At 73.9% G+C, this 24389-nt stretch carries 27 protein-coding genes and 1 pseudogene; 18 read left to right on the forward strand and 10 right to left on the reverse strand.

The genetic code is table 11. The annotated features are described in order from the left end of the window. Positions 1–203: 203 nt before the first annotated feature. The 9 genes and pseudogenes from EDD40_RS27370 to EDD40_RS27410 form a co-directional block, all read left to right on the forward strand. Complete coding sequence (locus EDD40_RS27370) at positions 204–992, forward strand: biotin--[acetyl-CoA-carboxylase] ligase (protein ID WP_246037833.1); 789 nt, start codon at positions 204–206, stop codon at positions 990–992. A gap of 44 nt (positions 993–1036) precedes the next feature. Next, positions 1037–1567, forward strand: a complete 531-nt coding sequence (locus EDD40_RS27375; RefSeq protein ID WP_123745469.1) for a PH domain-containing protein — start codon at positions 1037–1039, stop codon at positions 1565–1567. Further along, entirely contained in the window at positions 1554–2483 is a 930-nt protein-coding gene (locus tag EDD40_RS27380) for a hydroxymethylglutaryl-CoA lyase (protein WP_123745470.1), read from the forward strand. The genes EDD40_RS27375 and EDD40_RS27380 overlap by 14 nt, the downstream gene beginning before the upstream one ends. 4 nt (positions 2484–2487) lie before the next feature. Beyond that, complete coding sequence (locus EDD40_RS27385) at positions 2488–2955, forward strand: GNAT family N-acetyltransferase (protein WP_123745471.1); 468 nt, start codon at positions 2488–2490, stop codon at positions 2953–2955. Beyond that, positions 2952–3629, forward strand: a complete 678-nt coding sequence (locus EDD40_RS27390; protein WP_123745472.1) for an adenosylcobinamide amidohydrolase — start codon at positions 2952–2954, stop codon at positions 3627–3629. The genes EDD40_RS27385 and EDD40_RS27390 overlap by 4 nt, the downstream gene beginning before the upstream one ends. Before the next feature lie 15 nt (positions 3630–3644). After that, complete coding sequence (locus EDD40_RS27395; RefSeq protein ID WP_123748315.1) at positions 3645–4127, forward strand: YbaB/EbfC family nucleoid-associated protein; 483 nt, start codon at positions 3645–3647, stop codon at positions 4125–4127. After that, positions 4124–4432 carry a WXG100 family type VII secretion target gene (locus EDD40_RS27400; RefSeq protein ID WP_123745473.1) on the forward strand — a complete coding sequence of 103 codons (309 nt, stop codon included), beginning with the start codon at positions 4124–4126 and terminating at the stop codon, positions 4430–4432. The genes EDD40_RS27395 and EDD40_RS27400 overlap by 4 nt, the downstream gene beginning before the upstream one ends. 14 nt (positions 4433–4446) lie before the next feature. Continuing rightward, entirely contained in the window at positions 4447–7140 is a 2694-nt protein-coding gene (locus EDD40_RS27405) for a TNT domain-containing protein (RefSeq protein WP_123745474.1), read from the forward strand. Next, positions 7137–7385 (forward strand): annotated as a pseudogene (locus EDD40_RS27410) (hypothetical protein); the annotation flags it as partial. The gene EDD40_RS27405 and the pseudogene EDD40_RS27410, both read left to right, overlap by 4 nt. A gap of 82 nt (positions 7386–7467) precedes the next feature. On the opposite strand, the gene EDD40_RS27415 reads toward EDD40_RS27410, so the two are convergent. Both EDD40_RS27415 and EDD40_RS27420 read right to left on the reverse strand, forming a co-directional pair. Further along, complete coding sequence (locus tag EDD40_RS27415) at positions 7468–8742, reverse strand: ATP-binding protein (protein WP_123745475.1); 1275 nt, start codon at positions 8740–8742, stop codon at positions 7468–7470. Continuing rightward, complete coding sequence (locus EDD40_RS27420) at positions 8742–9407, reverse strand: response regulator transcription factor (RefSeq protein WP_123745476.1); 666 nt, start codon at positions 9405–9407, stop codon at positions 8742–8744. The genes EDD40_RS27415 and EDD40_RS27420 overlap by 1 nt, the downstream gene beginning before the upstream one ends. A 39-nt stretch (positions 9408–9446) precedes the next feature. On the opposite strand from EDD40_RS27420, the gene hisN reads away from it, so the two are divergent. After that, positions 9447–10232 carry a histidinol-phosphatase gene (gene hisN, locus EDD40_RS27425; protein ID WP_123745477.1) on the forward strand — a complete coding sequence of 262 codons (786 nt, stop codon included), beginning with the start codon at positions 9447–9449 and terminating at the stop codon, positions 10230–10232. A gap of 7 nt (positions 10233–10239) precedes the next feature. On the opposite strand, the gene EDD40_RS27430 is transcribed toward hisN, so the two are convergent. The 3 genes from EDD40_RS27430 to EDD40_RS27440 are packed head-to-tail and all read right to left on the reverse strand — an operon-like array spanning position 10240 to position 13644. Continuing rightward, positions 10240–10794, reverse strand: coding sequence for a GtrA family protein (locus tag EDD40_RS27430; RefSeq protein WP_123745478.1), 555 nt, complete (start codon positions 10792–10794; stop codon positions 10240–10242). A gap of 36 nt (positions 10795–10830) precedes the next feature. Beyond that, positions 10831–11346, reverse strand: coding sequence for a GtrA family protein (locus tag EDD40_RS27435; protein ID WP_201441661.1), 516 nt, complete (start codon positions 11344–11346; stop codon positions 10831–10833). Between the two features lie 36 nt (positions 11347–11382). After that, positions 11383–13644, reverse strand: a complete 2262-nt coding sequence (locus EDD40_RS27440) for a sigma-70 family RNA polymerase sigma factor (RefSeq protein ID WP_211348244.1) — start codon at positions 13642–13644, stop codon at positions 11383–11385. A 228-nt stretch (positions 13645–13872) separates the two neighbouring features. On the opposite strand from EDD40_RS27440, the gene EDD40_RS27445 reads away from it, so the two are divergent. Beyond that, positions 13873–14604 (forward strand): GGDEF domain-containing protein, encoded by a 732-nt coding sequence (locus EDD40_RS27445; protein WP_246037834.1) that lies wholly within the window; start codon positions 13873–13875, stop codon positions 14602–14604. Positions 14605–14705: 101 nt separating this feature from the next. Here the strand turns inward: EDD40_RS27445 and EDD40_RS27450 are convergent, their stop codons facing one another. Beyond that, complete coding sequence (locus EDD40_RS27450; protein WP_170185213.1) at positions 14706–15185, reverse strand: ricin-type beta-trefoil lectin domain protein; 480 nt, start codon at positions 15183–15185, stop codon at positions 14706–14708. Positions 15186–15446: 261 nt separating this feature from the next. Here EDD40_RS27450 and EDD40_RS27455 point away from each other — a divergent pair, with 261 nt between their 5' ends. The 7 genes from EDD40_RS27455 to EDD40_RS27485 all read left to right on the forward strand — a co-directional run bounded on the left by EDD40_RS27455 (position 15447) and on the right by EDD40_RS27485 (position 21321). Further along, positions 15447–15863 (forward strand): GntR family transcriptional regulator, encoded by a 417-nt coding sequence (locus tag EDD40_RS27455; protein WP_123745481.1) that lies wholly within the window; start codon positions 15447–15449, stop codon positions 15861–15863. Continuing rightward, positions 15860–16732: an ATP-binding cassette domain-containing protein gene (locus tag EDD40_RS27460; RefSeq protein ID WP_123745482.1), complete on the forward strand. Its 873-nt coding sequence runs from the start codon at positions 15860–15862 to the stop codon at positions 16730–16732. Before EDD40_RS27455 ends, EDD40_RS27460 begins: the two co-directional genes overlap by 4 nt. Continuing rightward, positions 16729–17727: an ABC-2 transporter permease gene (locus EDD40_RS27465; RefSeq protein WP_123745483.1), complete on the forward strand. Its 999-nt coding sequence runs from the start codon at positions 16729–16731 to the stop codon at positions 17725–17727. The genes EDD40_RS27460 and EDD40_RS27465 overlap by 4 nt, the downstream gene beginning before the upstream one ends. Positions 17728–17866: 139 nt before the next feature. After that, a complete protein-coding gene (locus EDD40_RS27470) occupies positions 17867–19063 on the forward strand; it encodes a 5-(carboxyamino)imidazole ribonucleotide synthase (RefSeq protein ID WP_123745484.1) in 1197 nt (398 codons plus the stop codon). Between the two features lie 17 nt (positions 19064–19080). Then, a complete protein-coding gene (gene purE, locus EDD40_RS27475; protein WP_123748317.1) occupies positions 19081–19566 on the forward strand; it encodes a 5-(carboxyamino)imidazole ribonucleotide mutase in 486 nt (161 codons plus the stop codon). A 52-nt stretch (positions 19567–19618) separates the two neighbouring features. Beyond that, complete coding sequence (locus EDD40_RS27480) at positions 19619–20782, forward strand: acyl-CoA dehydrogenase (protein ID WP_123745485.1); 1164 nt, start codon at positions 19619–19621, stop codon at positions 20780–20782. Between the two features lie 209 nt (positions 20783–20991). Further along, positions 20992–21321, forward strand: coding sequence for a hypothetical protein (locus tag EDD40_RS27485; protein ID WP_123745486.1), 330 nt, complete (start codon positions 20992–20994; stop codon positions 21319–21321). Between the two features lie 47 nt (positions 21322–21368). Here EDD40_RS27485 and EDD40_RS27490 read toward each other — a convergent pair whose 3' ends face one another. From EDD40_RS27490 to EDD40_RS27510, 4 genes are all read right to left on the reverse strand, one after another. Then, complete coding sequence (locus EDD40_RS27490) at positions 21369–22439, reverse strand: VanZ family protein (RefSeq protein ID WP_148088934.1); 1071 nt, start codon at positions 22437–22439, stop codon at positions 21369–21371. 112 nt (positions 22440–22551) lie between these two features. Then, entirely contained in the window at positions 22552–23031 is a 480-nt protein-coding gene (locus EDD40_RS27495; RefSeq protein ID WP_123745488.1) for an SRPBCC family protein, read from the reverse strand. Then, positions 23021–23359, reverse strand: a complete 339-nt coding sequence (locus tag EDD40_RS27500; protein WP_123745489.1) for an ArsR/SmtB family transcription factor — start codon at positions 23357–23359, stop codon at positions 23021–23023. The genes EDD40_RS27495 and EDD40_RS27500 overlap by 11 nt, the downstream gene beginning before the upstream one ends. 332 nt (positions 23360–23691) lie before the next feature. Next, complete coding sequence (locus tag EDD40_RS27510; RefSeq protein WP_123745490.1) at positions 23692–24387, reverse strand: TIGR03089 family protein; 696 nt, start codon at positions 24385–24387, stop codon at positions 23692–23694. Between the last annotated feature and the right edge of the window lie 2 nt (positions 24388–24389).

Below are 24389 nucleotides of genomic sequence, written 5' to 3' on the forward strand. Positions count from 1 at the left end.
AGCCTAACCAGTCGGCCCCGGTGCGGCCGGGCGTAGTAGCCCAGGTCACTGGACGGGAAGTTGACCTCCAGCGCGGTGGAGGTTGCAAGCTTGGGCACGCGATCCGCCCCGCGATCCACACCGCTCCGACAAGCGCGCGGGGCGGGTCGCGACCACCGCGGCGGACCGTGCGGCGCGGCGTCGCCGCTCCTAAGGTGCGTGCCGTGACCTTGGATGCCACCGCCCTCCGCGCCGCCCTCGTCGGCCCCTACGCGACGGTCGACGTCGTCGCCGAGACCGGTTCCACGAACAACGACCTGCGCGACGCGGCGAACCGGGGCGCGCACGACCGCACCGTCCTCATCGCCGATCGGCAGACCGCCGGCCAGGGGCGTCGGGGCCGGGGCTGGACGTCGCCGTCCGGCGGCCTCTACCTGAGCGTGCTGTTCCGCCCGACCAACGTGCCGCCGGCCCGGCTGCCGTGGGTGACCCTGCTCGCGGGCGTGGCGCTGGTCCGCACGGCCCGGGGTGTCGGCGTCGAGGCTTCCCTGAAGTGGCCGAACGACCTCCTCGTCGGCGACGCCAAGGCGGCGGGCGTGCTGGCCGAGACGACCGCGGGCGTGGCGCAGGCGGTGGTCCTCGGCATCGGGGTCAACGTGGCGAAGCTGCCCGACGACGTCGAGCCCGGGGCGGGCGGTCTGCGGCCGACCAGCCTGGAGGACCACGCCGGACCGCTGGACCGCACCGAGGTGGCGATCGCGCTGCTCCGCGAGCTGGCCGCGCTCGAGGAGCGGTGGCGCCGGGCGGACGGCGACGAGCCGTCGTTGCGCGAGGAGTACCGCCGGCACTGCGTGACGCTCGGCAGCCAGGTGCGGGTGGAGCTGGCCCGGGGCGAGTTCCTGCTCGGCACGGCCCGGTACCTGGAGACCGACGGCACGCTGGTGGTGCGCGACCACACGGGCGACGACCACTCGGTTTCCGCCGGGGACGTGGTGCACCTCCGGGTACGGTGAGGCGAGCCGCACCCGAGGCGAGCCGAGCCACCGAAAGGACCGCCGTGGCCTACCCGGACGACCTGCTCACCACCGGAGAGCACGTCGTGATCCACCGGCACCCGCACTGGAAGACGCTGGTCGTCCCGGTGCTCGTGCTCCTCGTCGCGGTCGGCGGCGGCGCCTACCTCGCGGTGCTGGTGTCCGACTTCGGCTGGGCGTCGGCGGCGTGGATCGCGCTCGCGGTGGTCGGCGCGGTGCTGGTCGCCTGGCTGACCCTGGCGCCGCTGGTCCGCTGGCGCACCACGCACTTCATCATCACCAGCGAGCGCGTGATGTACCGGATCGGCGTGCTCAAGCGCACCGGCCTGGACATCCCGCTCGGCCGCGTGGACAGCGTCCGCTTCGAGCACACCCTGCTGGACCGGCTGCTGGGCTGCGGCACGCTGATCATCGAGTCGGCCTCGGACGAGCCGTTGGAGTTCGACGACATCCCGGGGGTGGAGAAGGTGCACTCGCTGCTGTACCGGGAGATCAACGACAACCCGGCCGACGACCACCGGACGGAGGACAGGGTCGCAGATGGGCGCACGTGAGGTCGGTCTGCCGGACACGGTCGGCGCGGACGGCCTGCCGGATCGCGTGACGATCTGGGAGGTCGGGCCGCGCGACGGCCTGCAGAACGAGTCCGAGGTGGTGCCGGTCGGCACCAAGCTGGAGTTCCTGGACCGGCTCGCCGACGCGGGCGGCACGGTGCTGGAGGCGACGAGCTTCGTGCACCCCAAGTGGGTGCCGCAGTTGGCCGACGCCGAAGAGCTGCTGGCCGGCCTGGTCAAGCGCCCCGGCGTGAGCTACCCGGTGCTGGTGCCCAACGAGCGCGGGCTGGAGCGGGCGCTGCGGGCGGGCGTGGACCACGTCGCGATCTTCGCCAGCGCCACCGAGACGTTCGCCCGGCGCAACCTCAACCGGTCGTTGGACGAGCAGTTCGCGATGTTCGAGCCGGTCGTGTCCCGGGCCAGGGCCGAGGGCCTGGCGGTGCGCGGGTACGTCTCGATGTGCTTCGGCGACCCGTGGGAGGGCGCCGTGCCGCGCGAGCAGGTCGTCGGCGTCGGCAAGCGGCTGCTGGACATGGGCTGCGACCAGCTCTCGCTGGGCGACACGATCGGCGTGGCCACGCCGGGCCAGGTGACCGCGCTGCTGGCCGGTTTCGACGGTGTCGACCGGCTCGCCGTGCACTTCCACGACACCTACGGGCAGGCGTTGGCGAACACGCTGGCCGCGATGCGGTCGGGCGTGCGCACGATCGACTCGTCGGCGGGCGGGCTCGGCGGCTGCCCGTACGCGGAGTCCGCGACCGGCAACCTGGCCACCGAGGACCTGGTGTGGATGCTGGACGGGCTGGGCGTCGAGCACGGCGTCGACCTGGACAAGCTCGCCGACACCAGCGCGTGGATGGCCGAGCGGCTCGGCCGGCCGAGCCCGTCGCGGGTGGTCCGGGCGTTGCGGGGGTAGTGCGGTGCGGGTGGTCGAGCCGACACCGGGGGCCTGGCCGTCGCCGGAGGAGCTGTTCGGGCCCAACGGCGCGCAGGGCGGTGGGGTGGTGGCGATCGACGACGATCGGCCGGTCGGGTGGGTCGCGGTCGCGCCCCGGCCGGGCTACCCGAGGTCGGCGCGCGCCGAGGTGGCCGCGCCGGCGGCCGGGGACCCGCCCGGCGACTCGGCCGACGTGTGGTCGGTGACGTGCTTCTTCATCCACCGCGCGGCACGCCGTCGCGGCCTGGGCGCGGTGCTGCTGGAGCACGCCGTCGGGTACGCGCGGGAGCACGGCGAGCGGTCCGTCGAGGGCTACCCCGCGGACACCGGCGGTGCGAAGAAGACCTCCGGCGACCTCTACCACGGCACGCTGGGCATGTTCACCGACGCGGGGTTCGAGCTGGTGGAGCGCCGGGGCGCGAACCGGGCGCTCGTGCGGCTCGCGCCGTGATCGAACGGCACCCCGGCGTCCTGGTGTGGCGGCTGTCGAAGCCGGTGCTGGCGATCTCGTCCGGCCCGCACGGCGGCGGGCTCGGCGTGCGGCACTGGGCGTTGAACGCGACCGTGCCCAAGGACTACGCCCGCCCCGACCCGGACGCGCACGTCGCCGAGATCGCGGCCGACCTGGGGTTGGGCGGCCCCGGCACCGGGCTGCTCACCGCCGTCGACGTGCGGGACGTGGTGCTGGAGGCCGACGGCGGCGTGCGGTCCTGGGTGACGACCGGGATCGGCGCGCACCCCACGTGGGCCGCCGGACCGCCCGTCGGCGCGGCCGCCGGGGACCTGCCGGGCGTCGGCACGATCAACGCGGTGTGCGTGCTGCCGGTTCGGCTGGCGGACGCGGCTCTGGTGAACGCGGTCGCGACCGTCGCCGAGGCCAAGGCGCAGGCGTTGGGGGAGGAGGGCGTGCCGGGCACCGGGACGGTCACCGACGCGGTCGTGCTGCTGTGCCCGCTGGACGGCCCGGTCGAGCCCTACGGCGGGCCGCGGTCGGTGATCGGCTCGGCGTTGGCCCGAACGGTGCACCGCGCCGTGCGCAGCGGGATTTCGTCGGAACGGTCGGGAACCGGGGTTGGGGTCGTAACGTCCAACGCGCGACCGACGACCATGCCCGGCGACGGCTGAAGACCGGAGGTGGCCGTGACGACCGATCACCGCGCCCAGGTGGACGAGTTGCTGGCCGACTACCGGCGCAGCCGCGACCAGTTGGCGTCCGTGCAGCGCGACCTGGCCCGGATCTCCGGTTCGGCCACCAGTCCCGACGGCTCGGTGACCGCCGTGGTCGACGCCAAGGGCACGCTCACCGACCTGGAGCTGCGCGACGACGCGTACCGGCTGCGGCCGGCGCAGCTCGCCCAGCTGATCGTGGGCACCACGCGGGAAGCCGTGGCCAGGGCCGCCGAGGGCGCCTACCGGACGTTGAGCCCGGTGCTGCCGCCCGGCACGGACCCCGAGGCGTTGTTGCGCGGCACGGCCGACCTGCGGCCGGAGGAGATCGGCGCGGACGGGCCGCAGCCGCCGCAGCCGACCCGGAGGCGTCCCGCCGCCGCCGACGACGAGGACTTCGAGCAGCGCGAGTGGATGACCGACGTCGACGCCAAGGCTCCGAGGAGAACGAGATGACCGGCTTCGAGACCGACCTCGCCCGACTCGCCGAGGGGGCCGACGACTTCGCCGCGTTCGCCGAGCGGGCCGGGAAGATCGCCGGCGAGCTGGGCGGCGTGCTCGGCTCGCTCGGCGACTGCTGGGGCGGTGACGCGATCGGGCAGAGCTTCGCGGCGAGCCACGTGCGGCCGTCCGGCGAGGCGCTGGCCGGGCTGACCGGGCTGAGCGCCGGGTTCGGCGGTGTGGGCGAGCGCTTCGCCGACACGGCCCGCACGTACCGCGAAGTCGAAGAGGGCAACCGCACCGCGCTCGGCGCGATCTGACTCAGGGGGCCGTGATGGGGATCGAGCTGCCGGCCGAGTTGGCCGAGGTCGCCGCGAAAGCGGGGGTGTCGTGGCCCCAGGCCGACGAGGACAAGCTGCGCGCGTCCGCCACCGCGTGGCGCGAGGCGGGCACGAAGCTGTCCACGTTGGCGGGGGAGTCCGACGGGTCCGCGGGCAAGGCGCTGACCGCGATGACCGGGTCGACCGGTGACGCGGCCCGAGGGCACTGGAACAAGTTCACCGCGCCGGACGGCACGCTGAACTCCGTGCTGCGCGGCTGCCACGCCGCCGCCGACCGGTTGGACCACGCGGCGGAGCAGATCGGCGCGGCCAAGGTCGAGCTGGTGCGCGAGCTGGTGAACCTGGCGAAGAACAACGACGCCGCGCAGCAGGCCGCGAACGCCGGGCACCCGACCGCGTTGCTGGGACTGGACGCGGCGGTGCGCGGCGCGGCGGCGAACGTCGCCCACCTGACCGACGCGCTGACCAGCGCGGTGCGGTTGGACAGCGGCGTGCAGATCGGCGGGCACCAGCCCCCGGTCGCCGCCAACCCCGGCGTGCACGCGCCCGACGCGGGCCCCGGTCAGGGTCCCGGCGCCGGTCAGCCCCAGGGCGGTCTGCCGGCGGGTGGCGGGCGGGGTCTGCTCGACGGTCTGCTGCCCGGCGGGTCCGAGGGCGCTGCTCCGGGCGCCCAGCCGCCCGGGTCTGCCGGAGGACCGCCGGCCGGTGGCGCCGGCGCGGCTCCGGGCAACGGCCAGGCGACCGGTCCGGTCGGTGGCCTCCTCGGCGTGGTGACCGACACGGTGAACGTGGTGACCGCGCCGGTCGTCGGGCTCGTGGAGACCGTCGCGCCGCCGCTCGCCGCCGTGGTGGAACCGGTGTTGGACAAGGCGGGCGAGGCCGTCCACACCGTCGGCGGCGCGGTGGACGACACCGTGGGCCGCACCGTCCAGGGCGCGGCGGACACGGCCCAGGGCCTGGCCGGCGCCGTGACCCCGGGCCAGGACAACGGGCCCGGCCGGTCCGGCGACGGGCCCGGCCACGGCAACGGGCCCGGCCACGGGCAGGGGCAGGGCGGCGGAGCGGGCAGCGGGCCCGGCGCCGTGCCCGGTCAGGGCAACGCGGTCGGCAACCTGGTCGGCAACGTGGTGAACCCCGTGCTCGGCGCCGCGGGGCCGGTCGTGGACGCGGTGACCCGCCCGGAGGGCACGGTCACCCAGTCGGCGGCGGCGGTCCTGGACCGTCCGCTGCTCCCGCACGCCGAAGCGCCGCACGCCGCGGCCCAGCCCGCGGCCCCGGCCGCGAACCAGGCCGGGCCGCAGGGACCGTCGTTCAGCGGTCCGTCCGTCGGCGGCGCTCCCTCGGCGGCTCCGGCGGCAGCGGCAGCCGTCGCGCAGGGCCCGGCCGCGAACGCCGCCGCGAACACCCAGGCCCCGGGCCAGCAGGCCGCGCAGGCGGGATCGCCGGCGGCGAAGGCCGAGGCGCGGGCCGCCCAAGCCGTCCAGCCCCCGCCCGGTCAACCCCAACCCGGCCAGCCACAGCCCGGCCAGGGCCCGGCGGGTCAGGGTCAGGCGCAAGGCCAGTCGGGCTCCGGCCAGGGGCAAGCGGGCCAGAACCAGAACCAGGGCCAGAACCAGGGCGCGCCGGCCAAGGGCGAAGCCGCCGCGAAGGCCGAGGGCCAGGCCAAGGCCGAGGCCCAGCCGAAGAGCGAGGCGCAGGCGAAGGCCGACAGCTCGGCCAAGCCCGAGCTCAAGGACGTCCAGAAGGACCTCAAGGACGCCTTGGCCGCCGTCGGGGAGCAGGTGAGGGACGGCGACCTCGCGTTCGCGATCGTCCCCGTCCCGCTCGGCGGTCGCGACACCACCGCGCCGCCGCTCCCGACCGGGACCACGTCCGCGCTCCTGCCGACCGAACCGGTCGACACCCCGCCCGCCGCGCGGGTGCCGGCCGCGCGGACCGCGCAGCCGACCACCGAAGCGGCGGCGTTGTTCCTGCTGCACATGTTCCCCGGCGGCACGCTCCCGCCACCGGGCACGGCGCCCGCGCGCCAGCTGCCGCCGCCGTCGGAGGACGAGACGTTCGCGGCGGGCCTGCGCTTCGAGCCGCAGGGCCACCCCGACGGCCACCTGGTGGACGCCTCCGCGCAGTTCGGCCTCGACCTGCGCGCCGTGAGCCAGGACGCGCTGCGGTCGCGGCTCTCCGGCGCGGAGCCGACCGGTCCGGTGTCGACCGACCCGGTGCCCGCGGTCAACCGACCCCGCCTGGCCCTCACGCCCGGTGTCGCGCCCGATCCCGTGCTGCTGGAGGGCTATGACGCGTTGGCGGGCCTGCACGAACGCGACTGGGACCGCCGGTTCCTGGTCCGCGCCGACCCGCCCGAGTACGCCTGGCCGCCCGGCGAGCTGTTCCCCGAGGGCGGCTACGAGGCGGGCCAGCCCGGCGTGCTCGCGGTCGGCGTCGAGCTGGACCGGTTCGGCGGGCCGGAGGGCCGGGTGCTGTCCCAGCTCGGCACCGCCTACGCCGAGCGCTCCCTGCCGCCCGCGCTGGTGGCCGCGGGCTACCACCGCTACCGCGTGGTCCAGGTGCTGCCGGTGTGGTTCACCCTGTCCGCCGAGTGGTTCGGCCAGCCCGGCGGGGGCGTCCGCTTCCGCGCCACCTACCCGGTCGCCGACCTGGTCGCGCTGGGCTACCTGGAGGAGATGGCATGAACGCGGAGTCGATCCAGGGCTGGCTGCTGGCGGTCGGCGTGCCGGCCGAGGTCGTGTCGATCGGCGCGGAGGCCGACAACACGTGGTGCCTGCTGCCGACCGACGAGGGTGTCGAGGTCTTCTGGCGCGAGCAGGGCAACCGGTACGACTGGGCCGCGTTCACCAGCGAGGACGTCGCCTGCCACTACCTGTTCGGCCGCCTGGTGTGGGCGCAGGTCGTGCGCGGCGCGGTCGGCGTGCTGCCCCGGCGGCCCGAGGACCAGGCGGTCGAACCCGCGCAGCCGCAGGAGGCGGGGGCCGGGGAAGCGAAGCCCCGGGACGCCGCGCCTAGCGAGGCGTGAGGTCGGTCCGCCAGGTCACGCCGACCACGTCCTCCGCCTTCGGCACGGGCAGGAACAGCGCGAACGTCGCCGGCCGGGCGGTCGACAGCTCCAGCCGCCCGCCGTCGGCGTCCACCAGGGCCCGCGCCAGCGCCAGCCCCACCCCGGTGGACCCGCCGCCGGACACACCGCGCTCGAAGATGTGGTGCGCCAACTCGTCCGGCACGCCCGCGCCGCCGTCGGCCACCTCCACGACCACCGTGCCGTCGTCACTGCGCGCGGAGACGACGACCGGGCCTTCACCGTGCCGCAGCGCGTTGTCCAGCAGCACGCCGATCGCCTCACGCAGCCGTGCGGGCGTGGCACGCGCCAGCAGGCCCTCCGGCACCCGCACCCGCAGCGCGCGCCCGGCCCGCCGCAGCGGCTCGCGCCACTCCTCGGCGATGGCCGTCAACTCGGTGCGGAGGTCGAGCGGTTCCGCGCCGACCGCGCGGGCGGCCCGTGCCGCGGCCAGCATCTCGTTGAGCACCTCGGCCAGCCGTTCGGCCTGCTCCAACGCGGCCCGCGCCTCGACCGCCGTGTCCGGCTCCGGGTGCAGCGACAACGCCTCCAACCGCAGCTGCAACGCGGTCAGCCTGCTGCGCAGCTGGTGCGAGACGTCGCCGACCAGCTCCCGCTCCCGCTGCACGAGCTGCGCCAACGCGCCCGCCGACCGGTCCAGCGCCTCGGCCACCAGGTCCAGCTCCGGCACGCCGTGCCGCCGGTCGTCCCGCCGGAAGTCGCCGGCGCCCAACCGGGCCGCGCGCGCCGCCACGTGCCGCAACGGCTGGGCGAGCCGGCGGGCGGTGACCGTGGCCACCACCGTGCCGGTGCTCACCGACAGCACGACCAGCAGCACCACCAGCGCCGCCACCTGGTACTGCGCCGTGCGCATCGGCGCGGACGACACCTCCAGCCGCACGGTGCCCTGCTGCGCGATCGGCACCTCCACCGACAACGGGTCCACGCCGGGCTGGTGGCCGAACTCGCGGACCGCGGTGGCCGACCTGACCACGAGGTGGCCGCCCTCCGGCACGCCGACCTCCACCGGTCCCAGGTCGATCTCCCGGCCGCCGGCGATCTGGTCGTCGATGGACGCCGCTATCCGCTGGGCCCGCGCCGCCAGGTCGGTCCGGGCGCCGTCCTCCACCAGCCGCAGCGCCGTGTAGCCGAGCGGCAGGCCGAGCACGAACCCGGTGACCGCGACGGCGAGCAGGATGGCCCGCAGGATCCGGCTGCGCATCAGTCCGCGGTGTTGAAGCGGAAGCCGACACCGCGGACGGTGGCGATGCGCCGCTCCACCGAGCGCACGTCGCCGAGCTTTCGGCGCAGCCACGACATGTGCATGTCGAGGGTCTTGCTGCTCTTGAGCTCCGGGTCGTTCCAGACCTCGGAGAGGATCTCGTCGCGGTGCACCACCTGGCCCGCGCGCTGGATCAGCACGCGCAGCAGCTCGAACTCCTTGTTCGCCAGCTGCACCTCCAACCCGTCCACGGTGACGCGCCGGGCGGCGAGGTCCATGCGCACGCCGTTGACCTCCAGCGTGCCGGGCGCGCGGCGGCGGAGCAGGGCGCGGATGCGGGCCATCAGCTCGGCCAGCCGGAACGGCTTGGCCACGTAGTCGTCCGCGCCCGCGTCCAGGCCCACGACGAAGTCGACCTCGTCGGAGCGCGCGGTGAGCATCAGCACGGGCAGGCCGCGACCGCCCGCGCGCAGCCGGCGGCACACCTCCAGCCCGTCCATCCCGGGCAGGCCGAGGTCGAGCACCAGCAGGTCGATGCCGCTGTGCGCGGCGGCCTCCAAGGCGCTCGGACCGTCGGTGACGACCTGCACCTGGTAGCCCTCCCGCTGCAACGCGCGGGACAGCGGTTCGGCGATCGCCGGGTCGTCCTCGGCCAACAAGACCACGCTCACACCACCCAGCGTAGGCGTGGCACGATCCCGTGCGTGTCCGACCTTCGCGCAGATCTGTCCCTGGCCCTCCGACTGGCGGACGAGGCCGACAAGATCACCACCGCCCGGTTCCGCGCGCGCGACCTCGTGGTGGAGCGCAAACCCGACCGCACACCGGTGACGGACGCCGACGTGGCGGTCGAGGACGCGATCCGCGCGGTGCTCGCGGTCGAGGCGCCGGCCGACCAGGTCGCCGGCGAGGAGCGCGGCGGCACGGCGGGCGACGGCCGGGCCTGGGTGCTCGACCCGATCGACGGCACCAAGAACTTCCTGCGCGGTGTGCCCGTCTGGGCGACCCTGATCGCGCTGGTCGTGGACGGCGTGCCGGTGGTCGGCGTGGTGAGCGCGCCCGCGTTGGGCCGCCGGTGGTGGGCCGCGGCGGGCGGCGGCGCGCACACGTCGGACGCGTCGGGGGTGCGGGAGATCTCGGTGTCGGCGGTGCGCGACCTGTCCGACGCCTACCTGTCCACCACCCACCTGGGCACGTGGGTCGAGCACCACTCGCGCGAGGCGTACCTGGCGCTGGTCGACGCGTGCTGGGAGAACCGGGCGTTCGGCGACTTCTGGCAGCACTGCCTGGTCGCGGAGGGCGCGATCGACCTGGCCGCGGAACCGATCGTGAACGCCTGGGACGTGGCCCCGTTCCAGGTCCTGGTCACGGAGGCCGGTGGCCGGTTCACCGACCTGGGCGGCGCGGCGAGCTTCACCGGCGGCAGCGTGCTGACCAGCAACGGGCACCTGCACGACACGGCGCTGGAGGTGCTGGCCGCCGGCCGCTGACCGCCGGTCAGGGGTGGCCGGGCGGCTGCTCGTCCTGCTTCGGGCGGTCGTAGGCCCGCGTCACGCGACGCGGCCGGAAGTCCGCCTCGGGGAAGACCCACTTCTTGTAGCCCCACCAGCGGAACACCATCGCGATCAGGGTGCCGACGACCTGCGCGCTGAGGAAGTCGGCGACCTCCTCGCCGATCCGGCTCACGTGCGGCTCCTGGAAGTGCAGCAGGTACCGCGACACCCACAGCGGCAGCGAGTTGAGCGCGATGCCGATGCCGTTGACGAGGAAGAACAGCGCGGCCTCGTGGTGGCGCTCACGGCCGCCCCTGGTCTTGAACGACCACTCGCGGTTGAGCACGTACGACACGATCGTGGCCACCAGCGTCGCCACGATCTTCGCGGTGACCGGGTTCTCGCTCAGCACGAGCGTCTTGAGCCCGAAGAAGAGCACCGTGTCGATCACGAAGCAGGTGCCGCCGACCACCGCGAACTTCAGCAGCTCCCGGTGCTTGAGCGCCAGGGAGCGCAGCGGTTCGGGCAGGCGGAGGACGACGTTCTCGACTGCGGACACCCGGGCAGTCTACGGAAAGCCGGGTGAAAGGCCTGTTCAGGCGACTTCGCGGGTTTCGGTCACGGGGTGCAGCGGCTGGACCGACGGCCGCGCGTCGGCCTGGGGGAAGACGAACTTCCGCATCGCCCAGTACTTGAAGCCGGTGGCCAGGAGCATGCCGATCACCGAGCCGGCGGCGAAGTCGGCGACCTCCGAGTGCAGGTCGAACACGTGCCGCGAGACGTACAGCGGCAGCAGGTTCACGCCGATGCCGATGCCGCTGACGAGGAAGAACAGCGCGGCCTCGTGGTGCCGCTCACGTCCGCCGCGGGTGTGGAACGACCACTCGCGGCTGAGCACGTAGGACGAGATGACCGCCACCAGCACCGCGATGGCCTTCGCGGTGACGACCTTGTCCGCCAGCACGGTCAGCTTCAAGGCGTACCAGACGCCGTTGTCGATCAGGAACGTCGTGCCGCCGACCACGGCGAACCGGATCAGCTCACGGTGCTTGTTGATCAGGAAGCGGATCGGTTCCGGCAGGAGCCCCAAGACCCTGCGCACGAGTGGCAGCACCGGGGCAGGCTACCCACCCGCGTGATCGGACGGTCACGAAGGGGTGCGGCAGTGCCCGGGGAACAGGTCGTCCAACAGCGGCGGCAACCAGGGCGGCAGCGGATGGCACGGTTCGTCGCGGGCGGGCGGCCGCGTGGTCGTGGTCGGCGCGGTCGTCGGGTCCGAGGTGCGCGTGGTCGTGGTCGGCGGGGGAGGCTCGGTGGACGGTTCGGTCGGGCCGGTCGGAGCCGTCGTCGGTGGTGGCGTGGTCGTCGGCGTGGTCGGGCCGGTGGTGGTCGGCGGCGTCGCGCGCGTGGTGGTCGGCGTGGTGGTCGGCGGCGGCGTGTCGACCGGCGGCTCCGGCTGGTGCGGTTCGCCGGGACGCGGGGAGAGCGGCACCTCGACCTGCTGGGAGGCGTTGCCGAGGGTCGCCGAGACCCGGACCGCGCCGCCGCGGTGCGGTGACCCGATCGCCCAGACGGCCAGCCGGAACGACGCGCCGCGCGCCAGCGGCACCTCGCACACCACCCGGTTCCAGGAGCGCTCGCAGCCGGGCCACAGCGTGACCAGCACGACGTGCTCGTCGGCCTCCACGACCAGGCGCAGCCCGCCCGCCCGGCCGCCGGTGTTGGTGACCTGGATGTCCAGCCTCGGGTCCCAGAACCCGTGCTGCCACTTGTGGACCAGCAGCTCCAGGTCGTCCCGCGCCGGGCGCACCTCCACGTCGACCGCGATCGTCACGCTCAGCGACACGCCCGCGCTGACCGTGCCGGTGATCAGGCCGGTCACCGCCTCGGGGTCGGCCTGCACGCGGAACACGAACGTCGCCGTGCCGCCGGGCGCGATGCCCTGCGTGGTGGCGCACGTCACCGCGCCGGTGCCCGCCGGGCAGGCGACGGTCTGGTCGGCCGCGCCGTCCAGGCGCAGGAGCCGCCCGCCCGCGAAGGACGAGGCGGGGCCGACGGACCGGACGCCGGGCGGCAGGGCGAGCACGGCGCTGGCCGGCTCGGACCCCGACTCACCGGAGTTGCGCACGGTGATCGGCAGGTCGACCGGGTCCTCGCCGAGCGTCAGCACGAACCCGCTCGGCACCACCGGCACGAAGTTCGGCGGCGTCGGGGGCGGCGGCGGCTCGGGCGCGGGTTCGGGCGCCGGTTCGGCCCGTGATGTCGTCGTGGGGTCCGAGGTCGGGGCGGTCGTGGGTTCGGTGGTTGTCGGCTCGGCGGTCGTCGCGGGGGCCGGCGACGGCGACGGCACGGTGGCGGGCGGCGGGTCGGACGCCGGCGGCTGCGCCGGCCGCGTCGGCTGGGCGGGTTGGGTGGTGGCCACCGGCGCGGTCTGCGCGGCGGGCACCTCCTGCTCGCCGCCGGACGCGAGGCCGATCGCCACCGCGACCACCAGGGCGGCGGCCGAGGCGGCGGCCACGAAGAACTGGCGCGGCACGGACGCGGCGGCTCCGGCCGCGCCACCCGTGCCCGCGGCGGCGGCGACCGCGACCGCCTTGGCGGTGCCCGCGCCGGCCGCGGCGAGGTAGCCGGACGCGCCGACGCCGAGCACCAGCGGGGCGATGATCCCGCGCAGCGCGCCGTTGACGTCGGCCAGCTCGGCGGCCAGCGCCCGGCAGGAGCCCGTGCACTCGTCCAGGTGAGCCTCGACCTGCATGGTCTCCCGCTTGGACAGCCCGCCGCGCGTCCACGCGCCGAGCCGCTCCACGGTGGCGCGGCAGCGCTCGGTCTGCGTCTCGGCCAGGTGCACCTGGAGGTAGGCCTGCTTGAGGCCCTCGCGGGCGCGGTAGGCCAGGGCGGACACGCCGTTGGCGGTCAGGCCGAGCAGCGGCGCGACCTCGGCGGGCGACTGGCCCTCGATCTCGGTGTGCCACAGCACGGTCTGCCAGCGCTCGGGCAGCCGGGCGAACGCCCGTGCCGCCATCGACCGCTCCAACCCGGCCACGGCGGTGTCCTTGAACGGCACGCTGGTCGCCTCGGGCGCGACCTCGGCCACGTCGTCGGCCAGTTCGAGCTTGCGGTCCCGGCGCGTCTTGTCGTAGGCGGTGTGCCGCAGCGCGGTGAGCAGGTAGGCGCGGAACGCCGAGTCGGGCCCGCGGCCCGCCCGCAGCGCGTCGAGGACCTTCGCGAACGCGTCGGAGACCAGGTCGTCGGCCTCGGCGGACGACCTGGCGAGCTGGCGGGCCAGGTTGTACGCGGCGGACACGTGGCGTTCGTAGAGCTGCCCGTAGGCCTCGGTGTCCCCCGCGCGAACGGAGTCGATCAGCTCCGCGTCGCCGGGTCCCTGGACTTCGGCAGGAACGGTCGCCACGTGTTCTTCCCTCCTCGCGCGGCGCCAGTGTGACGTACGGAGTCGCACACCGTCACCCGGAACCCCCCGACTGGGTGGAGCTATTGCCGTCATGGCTGAAGCACGGCGACGTCTTGTAGGTGGAATCGACGTCGAGGAGGCATCCGGGTGGGTGTTCGGGAAGCGGTCACACGGCGCTCCGGCGCTGACGGGTCGCGGGCACTGCGGTCGAGGTGGCGCACCGCCACGATGGCCGCGGGCTGGGCGTTCCCGGCGGACTGGCCGTTGGCAGAGGTCGACGACGTCTGCCGGGCGGTGCTGGAGGAGGACGAGGACGCGGCGGACGCGGCGCTGTACCGGCTCGGCGCGGCCCGTGCCGAGGCGGGCGCCGAGCTGGGGGAGACGCTGCTCGACCTGGCGGCGCTGCACGCGGTCCTGGCGGAGCCGCCGGGGTCGACGGGGATCGTGTCGCCGAGCGCGGACGCGATCCCGGCGCCGATGCTGCGGTCCACCGCGCTGGGGTGGGGCGAGGTGATGAGCACGCGCGCGTCGACCTGCGCCGCGGAGGACCCGCTGACCGGCCTGGCCACGTGCGCGTACCTGCGCACGAGGCTGCGCGAGGTGTACGGGGAGGCACGGGCGACCGGTCGCCGGGAGCACGTGCTGGTGTTCGTGGGGCTCGACCTGACCCGCACGTCCGGGTGGTCCCGCGTGGTGGCGATGACCCTGCTGGCCGACGCGCTGAAGGAGGTGTTCGACGGCGGTGAGACGGTGGCCTCGATCGGGTCCTCGGTGGCGTGCGTGCTGCTCCGCCGCGACCGGCACCTGGCGCGGGCCGTGGGCAACCTGCGCGTGCTCACCGCGGACCGGCTGGCCGTGGACCCGCACGTCGCCCCGACCGGCCCGGTCGAGGTCTGGCTGGAGGAACTGCCCCCGACCTGCGAGGACGCCCTGGCGCTGATCGCCGGGCTCGGCCGCTGAGAGCCCGGGCGCCGAACCCCTGTCCGGCGTCCGGCGCACCCCTCCCCCCAGGAGCCCGGCGCCTGCCTCCCCGGTGCGCCGGGCTCCTCACTCCCGTCCGGTTACTTGTGGATCTCCCAGCGCTGGTCGGAGCGCCCCGGGTCGCACGCCGTGAGGATCAGTTCCTTGTAGACGCCGTTGTGCGTGATGCAGAGGCCGGTGTCCCTCAGTTCGAACAACCAGGTGTGGTAGTCGTCGTAGGACGCGCCCACCCACCGCTGGCTGTCGGCGCCCTCGCAGTCCCGGCCCGCGACCTTGTCGCCGATCGCGGTGACGCACCACCCGTACCGCTTGTCGGTGATGGTGTTGTCATCGGAGATGAACCACTTCTGGTTGTCCTCTCCGTGGTACGGGTGGGGGATGACCGGGTAGTCGGGGTCCCACGCCCAGTTGGTCTGGTCCCACACGTCACCCGGTCGGGTGTAGCTCTCGATCACCCACTCGTCCTGCCGCGTGTCGGGCTGGGCGGCGTCGGCGATCGGTGCGACGAGCAGCGCCGAGGCGGCCGCGACGACGGCGGCGAGGATTCGTCCGAACTTCATTCGCATTCCTTCCGGGCTCGGATCAGGTGCGCCGTCCAGTAGAAGCGCCGACGGGGATCTTCGAGCGGCGAGAACAACCATGGTGGCGATGAACAACCCGGTCCGGTCGGTTCCGGCGCCGTGCCGGTCACGGACGGGGGATGTGCGACACCCCACCGTGCGCGGCGCGGTGGGCGCGCGAGTGACCCCTTGACAACTCCCGGGCGTTTCGTGGACGGTGTGCCAGTGTCTTAGTCGAGTGACACAATTCGGAGGCGCCGGGTGGAGTTCCGCATCGACCGGTCCAGCGGCCTCCCCGCATACCTCCAGCTCGTGCGCCAGGTGCGGGAGGCGCTGCGCCTGGGCTGGCTGGGGCCGGGAGACCGGCTGCCGACCGTCCGCGACGTCGTCGCGAGGAGTGGTGTGAACGCGAACACGGTGCTCAAGGCCTACCGCGAACTGGAGCTGTCCGGCCTGGTCGAAGGGCGTCAGGGCTCGGGGACGTTCGTCAAGGCCGGTCTCGGCTCGACCGACCCCGGGGTGATGGAAGCGCTGAGAACGCGGCTCGCCGCGTGGGTCCGCGAGGCCCGTGCGGCGGGGTTGGACGACGAGGACGTCGACGCGCTGGTGCGCTCGGTCCTCGCCGCCGACGGCAACGACGACCAGGCAACGGCAGGGGAGGGGGTGGCGATCCGGTGAGCACCGCGGTCGAGTCCACCGGAGGGGCCGGGGTGGCGCTGCGCGCGCAGGCGCTCGGCAAGCGCTACCGTTCCAAGTGGGCGTTGCGCGAGTGCACGTTCGAGCTGCCCGCGGGCCGCGTGGCGGCGCTGGTCGGCGCGAACGGCGCCGGCAAGACGACGTTGATGACCGTCCTGGCCGGACTCCTCGACGCCGACGAGGGGTCGGCGGGCGCGGCGGGCCGGGTGGCGTTCGTGTCGCAGGAGAAGCCGGTCTACCGGCACTTCACGGCGGCCGACATGCTGCGCCTCGGCGCGCGGCTCAACGTCGTCTGGGACGAGGCGCGCGCCCGCCGCTGGCTGGCCCGCTTCGAGGTCCCGCTGGACCGGGCGTGCGGCAAGCTGTCCGGCGGCCAGGCGTCGCAGGTGGCGTTCGCGCTGGCCATCGGCTCGCGACCGGACGTGCTCATGCTGGACGAGCCGCTGGCCGCCCTCGACCCGCTGGCCCGTCGCGAGGTGACCGCCGAGCTGCTGGGCGAGGTCGGCGAGACCGGCATGACCGTGCTGCTGTCCACCCACGTGGTGGCCGAGCTGTCCGGCGTCGCCGACTACCTGCTGCTGCTCGCCCACGGCCGGCTGCTGGCCGGTGGCGACCTGGACGAGCTGCTCGAACGGCACGTCAGCTACACCGGTCCGCGCTCGGACGTGCCGCCCGCGCTGGGCGGGATCGTGGAGGCGCGGCACACCGGAAACCAGTCGACGTTCCTGGTCGAGCTGCCCGAGGGGCAGCCGCGGCCGGTGGTGGCGGGCCCGTGGGTCGAGCGCCCGCCGACGTTGGAGGACTACGTGCTCGCCCAGCTCGAAGCCACCCGGAAGGGGGCCCGCGGATGACCGCCACCGCGACCGACGCCGTTCCCGGAGCCGCGCCCGCGACCCGACGCGCTCGCGTCGGGTGGGGTGACCTGGCGTGGCTGACCTGGCGGCAGCACCGGTGGGCGATCGTCGGCCTGCTCGTCGCCGTCCTCCTGGCCGTCGTGCCGGCGCTCGGCATCGCCTGGCACGTCGACGCCACCGGCCGGACGGGCGAGCTGTTCGGCCGCTGGCGCCTCCTCAGCGTCGCCCAGGTGCTGCTGCTGGCGCCGATGACGATCGGCCTGGCCGTCGCCGTGTTCTGGGCCGCGCCGCTGCTGTCGCGCGAGTACGAGCAGCGCACGCACCTCGTGGTGTGGAGCCAGGACGTCACCCCGGCCCGCTGGCTGACCGGCAAGGTCGTGCTGCTCGGCGTGCCCGCCGTGGTCCTGTCCGTCGGCCTCGGGCTGGCCTCGATCAAGCTGATGAACAGCGTCAACGCCGTCTCGAGCCGGTACCTCCCGTTCGGCCCGTTCGAGCCGCCCGCGTTCGACGTGACGCCGTTGATGCAGGCCGGGTACTCGGCGTTCGGCTTCGCGCTCGGCCTGGCGCTCAGCGCGGTCACCCGGCGCACGGTCCTGTCGATGGGGCTCGCCCTCGGCTCGTTCATCGCGGTGCGCGGCCTCGTGATGGGGCTGTGGCGGCCGTACTTCCAGGACCCGGTGCGCGTGGTGGAGCCGTACGACGCCTACCAGAGCTCGTGGGACGGTCCGGCCCCGGATTCGTGGACGGTGAACAGCGGTTTCGCCGACGCGGCGGGCAACGAGATCCCGTTCCCGGGGACGTGCGCGGACACCCAGGACAACGCGGCCTACGTGAAGTGCATGGAGGACAGCGACGTGCGGTTCTTCACCGACTACCACCCGGCGGAGCGGTTCGGCGCGTTCCAGCTGTACGAGTTCGCGATCTTCGCCGTGCTCGCCGCCGCCCTGTTCGCGCTGGCCTTCGCGCGGGTGAGCCGGACCCGCCGGGTCTGATCCGGGCGTCGCCACCGACCGGGCTCGCCGCCTCCACCCGGCGGCGGCCCTGCCGTGGGGGTCCCGCGCGCCTCGGGGCGCGCGGGGCTTCCGCACCCGGTCCGGAGCACGGTGTTTGTGCAGGTAGAATCACGAAACCGTGGACTCCCGAACCCGTCTCCCCGTCGTCGGCATGATCGGCGGCGGCCAGCTCGCCCGCATGACGCACCAGGCCGCCATCCCGCTCGGCCAGTCGCTGCGGGTGCTCGCCGAGTCGGACTCCGACCCGGCCGCGCTCGTCGCGCGCGACGTGGAACTGGGCAAGCACACCGACCTGGACGCGTTGCGCGCGTTCGCCAAGTCGTGCGACGTCATCACGTTCGACCACGAGCACGTGCCGCAGGAGCACCTGCGCGCGCTGGTCGCCGACGGCGTGAAGGTGCTCCCCGGACCCGACGCCCTGGTGCACGCGCAGGACAAGCTGGTCATGCGCGAGCGGCTGGCGGCGACGGGCGCGCCCGTGCCGCCGTTCACCGCCGTGCTGGACGCGTCGGACGTGCTCAGGTTCGGCGCCGAGCACGGCTGGCCGTGCGTGCTGAAGGCGGTGCGCGGCGGTTACGACGGCCGCGGTGTGTGGATGCTCAACACGCCGCAGAGCGCGCAGCGGGTCGTGCCCGAGCTGCTGGCCGCCGGCACGCCGTTGATGGTCGAGCAGTGCGTGCCGATGCGCCGGGAGCTGGCCGCGCTGGTCGCGCGCTCCCCGTTCGGCCAGGGCGCGGCGTGGCCGCTGGTGCAGACCGTGCAGCGGGAGGGCATCTGCGTCGAGGTGCTGGCGCCCGCCCCGGACGTGGACCCGGCGCTCGCCGAGCAGGCGCAGGAGCTGGCGCTGACGGTCGCCGCCGAGCTGGACGTGGTCGGGCTGCTGGCCGTGGAGCTGTTCGAGACCGACGGCGGGCTGGTCGTCAACGAGCTCGCCATGCGACCCCACAACTCCGGCCACTGGACCATCGAGGGCGCCCGCACCTCGCAGTTCGAGCAGCACCTGCGGGCCGTGCTGGACTACCCGCTCGGCGCGACGGACCTCGTCGCGCCCGCCGTCGTCATGGCGAACGTCCTCGGCGCGGCGGACGCGCCCGAGATGGGGCCGGACGAGCGGCTGCACCACCTGTTCGCCCGGTTCCCCGACGCGCACGTGCACCTGTACGGCAAGGCGGAGCGGCCGGGGCGCAAGATCGGCCACGTGACGCTGCTCGGTGAGCGGATGGACGACGTGCGGCGGCGGGCGGGGCTCGCGGCGCACTGGCTGTCCGACGGCGTGTGGCTGGACGGGTACGACATCCACGGAGGACAGCAGTGACGCACGTCGGCGTGATCATGGGCAGCGATTCGGACTGGCCGGTGATGAAGGCCGCGGCCGAGGCGCTGGCGGAGTTCGACGTCACCTACGAGGTGGGCGTGTACTCGGCGCACCGCACGCCGCAGCGGATGCTGGACTACGCCACCACGGCCGCGTCCCGGGGGCTGCGGGTGATCATCGCCGGCGCCGGTGGCGCCGCCCACCTGCCGGGCATGGTGGCGTCGGCGACCGCGTTGCCGGTGATCGGCGTGCCGGTGCCGTTGAAGTACCTGGACGGGATGGACTCGCTGCTGTCGATCGTGCAGATGCCGGCGGGCGTGCCGGTGGCCACGGTGTCCGTGGGCGGGGCGCGCAACGCCGGGCTGCTGGCCGTGCGCGTGCTGGCGGCGGGGGACGACGAGCTGCGCAAGCGGATGGAGGCGTTCCAGGCGTCGCTGTCGGACCTGGTGCTGGAGAAGGACGCCGCGCTGCGGGCTGTTGCGGACGGCACAGCGGCGAACTGAGTGAACGCGCGCTAACATCCGGGTAGGACGCCCTACCGGGAGGTAACTTAACGTGGACCCGAGCTTCGGTACCTACCAGCTCGCCGAGGAGCACGAGGCGCTGCGCGAGGCGGTCCGGTCGCTGGCCGACAAGGAGATCGCCCCGCACGCGGCGGACGTGGACGAGCAGGAGCGCTTCCCGGTCGAGGCGTTGAACGCGCTGGTCAAGGCCGGTTTCGCGGCCGTGCACGTGCCGGAGGACTACGACGGCCAGGGCGCCGACTCGGTGGCCACGTGCATCGTGATCGAGGAGGTGGCGCGCGTGTGCGCGTCCTCGTCCCTGATCCCGGCGGTGAACAAGCTGGGCACGATGCCGATCCTGCTGTCGGCCTCGGAGTCGCTCAAGCAGCAGGTCCTGCCGTCCATCGCGGCGGGTGAGGCGATGGCGTCCTACGCGTTGTCCGAGCGGGAGGCCGGTTCGGACACGGCGTCGATGCGCACGCGGGCCAGGCTCGACGGCGACCACTGGGTGCTCAACGGCACCAAGTGCTGGATCACCAACGCCGGCGAGTCGACCTGGTACACGGTCATGGCCGTGACGGACCCCGACGCGCCGAAGAAGTCGCAGGGCATCTCGGCGTTCGTGGTGCACAAGGACGACCCGGGTTTCGTCGTGGGCTCGAAGGAGCGCAAGCTCGGCATCAAGGGCTCGCCCACCCGCGAGATCCACTTCGAGAACTGCACGATCCCGGCGGACCGCGTCATCGGCGAACCGGGCACCGGCCTGAAGACCGCGCTGCGCACCCTGGACCACACCCGGCCGACCATCGGCGCGCAGGCCGTGGGCATCGCCCAGGGCGCCCTGGAAGCCGCCGTGGCCTACGTCAAGGACCGCAAGCAGTTCGGCAAGTCGGTCTCCGAGTTCCAGGGCGTCCAGTTCATGCTGGCCGACATGGCCATGAAGATCGAAGCCGCCCGGCACATGGTCTACGTGGCCGCGGCGAAGGCCGAGCGGGGCGAGCCGAACATCGGCTTCATCACGGCGGCGGCCAAGTGCTTCGCGTCGGACGTGGCGATGGAGGTCACGACGGACGCCGTGCAGCTCTTCGGGGGCGCCGGCTACACCCGCGACTTCCCGGTCGAGCGCATGATGCGCGACGCCAAGATCACCCAGATCTACGAGGGCACGAACCAGATCCAGCGCGTGGTCATGTCGCGCGCCCTGCTCAAGGGCTAGACCGCACTGCGGCACGCGGCGGCCTGTTCTTCGTGATCAGGCCGCTTTCGGTCTTCCCTGCGGGTGTCCGCACGATTCCCGGTGGAGTATCACGGGCCGTAGTGGGGCGTTACTCCGATGGTCGAGGGTGTTCGGTGTTCCCCGCCCCTACCGTTGCGTCCCGGTTCGGCCGAACGAGCCGCGGGCGACGCAAAATGGGAGCAGGCCTCATGAACAGGACCAAGACCGCTGTCGTGGCACTCGCGATGGGTGTCGGCCTCACGGTGTCCGGCGGTGTGGCGGTGGCCGCCCCGGTCGAGGCCGCGGCCGGTGAGATCGGCATCCAGTGCACCCGGCAGTACGTGCTGGCGAGCAACGCGACCCTCCGCCACTCGCCCGGCGGGTCGGTCAAGGCGTACGCGTTCGTCGGCGACAAGTTCAACGTGCCCAACCCGTCGGGCAGCTGGTACTACGGCAACCTCTACGACCAGAACAACACCCACTTCGGTGACGGTTACATCCTGGCTTCGGCGCTCGCGTACACCGGTATCTGCTTCTGATCGGGAACCGGTGGTCCCGCGCCCGGAACCGGTGTGGAGGACTGCTCCTACCGCGGTACGGGTGCGAGCGGGGCTGTCCGGGATCGGCCGGCCGCCGGCACCGCGCGGGTGCCGGCGAGCAGGTCCGGCCAGCCCCGCTGGTCCCGGCGGAAGACCGGGACGGCGAACGCGCCCAGGACGACGAACGCCAGCACGCACAGGTCCAGGGCGAACCACCACTCGCTGGGCGCGACGGCGGCATAGGTGACCAGGCCCGTCACGCCCAGCAGCTCGCGCAGGAAGACCCGCGGGGGATTGGCCCGGCCGCCGTCCGCGCGGCCGAGTCGGTAGCGCAGCAGCCACCCGCCCGGCGTCCGGCCGGTCGCGGACGGCAGCACCACCCGGATCGCCACGGTCAGGGCGACCAGCCACCACAGGTTGTCGCCGAAGACCAGGTGAGTGCCCACGATCAGGATCACGACGTCCACCATCAGCGCGGCGAACCTGCGCGGCACGGTCACGGTGTGCGGTGGGGCGGTGGACGCGTCCGGGTGCGGCACGGCGGGGACGACCAGCGCGACCGGGGCGAGCATCCACCCGACGAGGGCGCCGGTGGTGTTCGAGATCAGGTCGTCGACGTCGGCGATGCGGTACGGGCACGGGTACACGCCCAGGTTCCCGGTGTACTGCACCACCTCGACCGCCAGCGAGATCCCCAGGCCGATCGCGACCACGGCGAACGCGCCGCGCCCGTACGACTTCCGCAGCACCACGCCCAGCGGCACGAACAGCGCGACGTTGAACGCCTGCTGCAGGAACGCGGTCGACGTGACCACGGCGCCCAACCCGGAGCGCCCGTTCGCCGCCAGGTTGTGGCGCATGTCCGTCACCCACTGGAACGGCCTGGTGGACAGCATCGTCTCGCCGTCGCACACCAGTGACGACGGGAACGGCAGGAAGATCAGCGCCAACGCCACCAGCCCGTACGCCAGCAGCCCGTACAGCACCACCGCCCGACGCGGCTCCACCCGCCCGAACCGGTGGTAGTGCAACGCGATCAACGGCAGCAGGACGAGCACGCCGACGCCGACGAACGCCGCGAAGCCGGTCCGAATCGACTCCAGGTACGAACTGAGCATCTCCACCGATCCGGTTCAGCGGTCCCACGGTCGCGGGTCAACCGCTCAGTAACCCCAACGCGTGAACGCCAAACCCGATCGGGGAACGTTGCCGCCGAACGGACGTGCCGGCTCAGCCCGCGGCGGCCAGGTGCGCCGCCAGCCGCTCGTAGCTGACCTCGGCCCCGTCCTTCATCCCCGTCCCGAGGGCGCGGTCGCGGTCCGCCTGGGAGGGGAACTCCATCGTCTGCACGACCGTCGTGCGGTCACCGTCCGCGATGAACCGGGTCGTGTTGACCGTCGAGGCCCACCCGGGGCCCCACGACTCGGTCTGCACCGTCTTCGACCAGGGCGTGACCTCGAGGTACTCGCCGGTCATCGCCATCTCGCTGCCGTCGGTCCGCCGCCACACCATGTGCCACCGCCCGCCCGGCCGCAGGTCGATCTCGCACACGGGCATCGTCCACCCCTCGGGGCCGAGCATCCAGCGCGCGACGTGCTCCGGCTCGGTGAACGCCTCGAACACCAGCTGCTGCGGCGCGTCGAACGTCCTGGTCAGCGCCACCTCCACCGGGGACGGCGTGGTCCACGACACGGTGGTGTCAGTCGTCATCGTCCTGCTCCTTCATGCGTTCGAGGTAGGAGTCCAGGCGGCGGTAGCTGTCGTCCCAGAAGCGGCGGAAACCGTCGGCCCACTCGGTGACCTCGCGCAACGGGGTCGCGTCGAGCGCGCACGGCCGCCACTGCGCGTCACGGCCGCGCGTGATGAGCCCGGCCCGTTCCAGCACGCGCAGGTGCTTGGACACCGCCGGCCCGCTCATCGCGAACGGCTCGGAGAGTTCCTTCACGGTCGCCGCGCCGTTCGCGAGCCGCGCCAGGATGGCCCGGCGCGTCGGGTCGGCCAGGGCCGCGAAGGTGATGCTCAGGGGATCGTCCGCCATGGCTACCTAACCACTTGGTTATCTAACTGGCCGGTTTTCTACGCCGCCGTCGAGTCGCTGTCAACCGGTCCCGGACGCCGGAGAAGTGGTTGACAGCTTCGGCCGGGCTCGGCGTGAGGGCGGTCTTCACCGCCCACGGCTTGCAGGAGGTCGCCGAGCTGCTGGTCCTCGGCGTCGCGGCGCCGGTCGTCGGCGTGCTGCCGGCGCTGGACATGCTCGGCGCGCCGGTCCTCGCGCTCGGGGTGGCCGCCCTCGCGGTCGGGTTCAACGGCGGGTCGCTGTCCGTCGCCAGGTTGACCAGGGGGCGCGGGGCCGAGCAGCAGGTCTGGGGGTCAGCCGACCAGGTCGAGGGTCGTCTGCTCGCCGGCGCGGCGCGCGGCCAGCAGGTCCGGTGCGGCGTTGCTGCACTGCACCAGCGAGCCTCCGCCCGCCAGCACGGCCAGGAAACCGTTCAGCAGACCGTCCGGCAGGCCCCACTCCACAGTGGACAGCACGCGGGTCGCCGTGGTGATGCCCAACGTCGCCGCCCGCTGGTGCGCCTCCTCCACCACCTCGTCCACAGTGGACTTCAGCAGGGCGGGCGTGGCGCCGGGAACGGGCTCCCACGGCGCGAAGTCGTCGCCGAACACGCGCACGTCGTCGTTGTAGTCCACGGGCGCGCCGCTGCCCAACCCCATGGGGTGCAACGACGCCACGGCCGTCACCAGCGCTCCGGGCGCTTCGCCGCCGGGCGCCACGACGGCCACCTTCGCGCCGGCCGGGTCGTCCGTCACCGCCGCACCGCACCACCACGCGCCCAGCAGCACGCCGGCCGTCTGCCAGTGCGCGGGCAGCAGCACGGCCACCGGGTCACCGGGCTCGACGTCGTGCTCGTCACGGAGCCAGTTCGCCGTCTTGGCCGCCCAGTTCCGGATGGTGGCGCGCGACAGCTCGACCCGGGTGCCCGCCGCGTCGTCGTAGTGCGTGATCAGGGGACGGCCGGGATTCGCCGCGAACAGGGGCGCGAACAGGGCATCCGTGACGGTCATGG

It is taken from the genome of Saccharothrix texasensis (assembly GCF_003752005.1).
Taxonomy (GTDB): domain Bacteria; phylum Actinomycetota; class Actinomycetes; order Mycobacteriales; family Pseudonocardiaceae; genus Actinosynnema; species Actinosynnema texasense.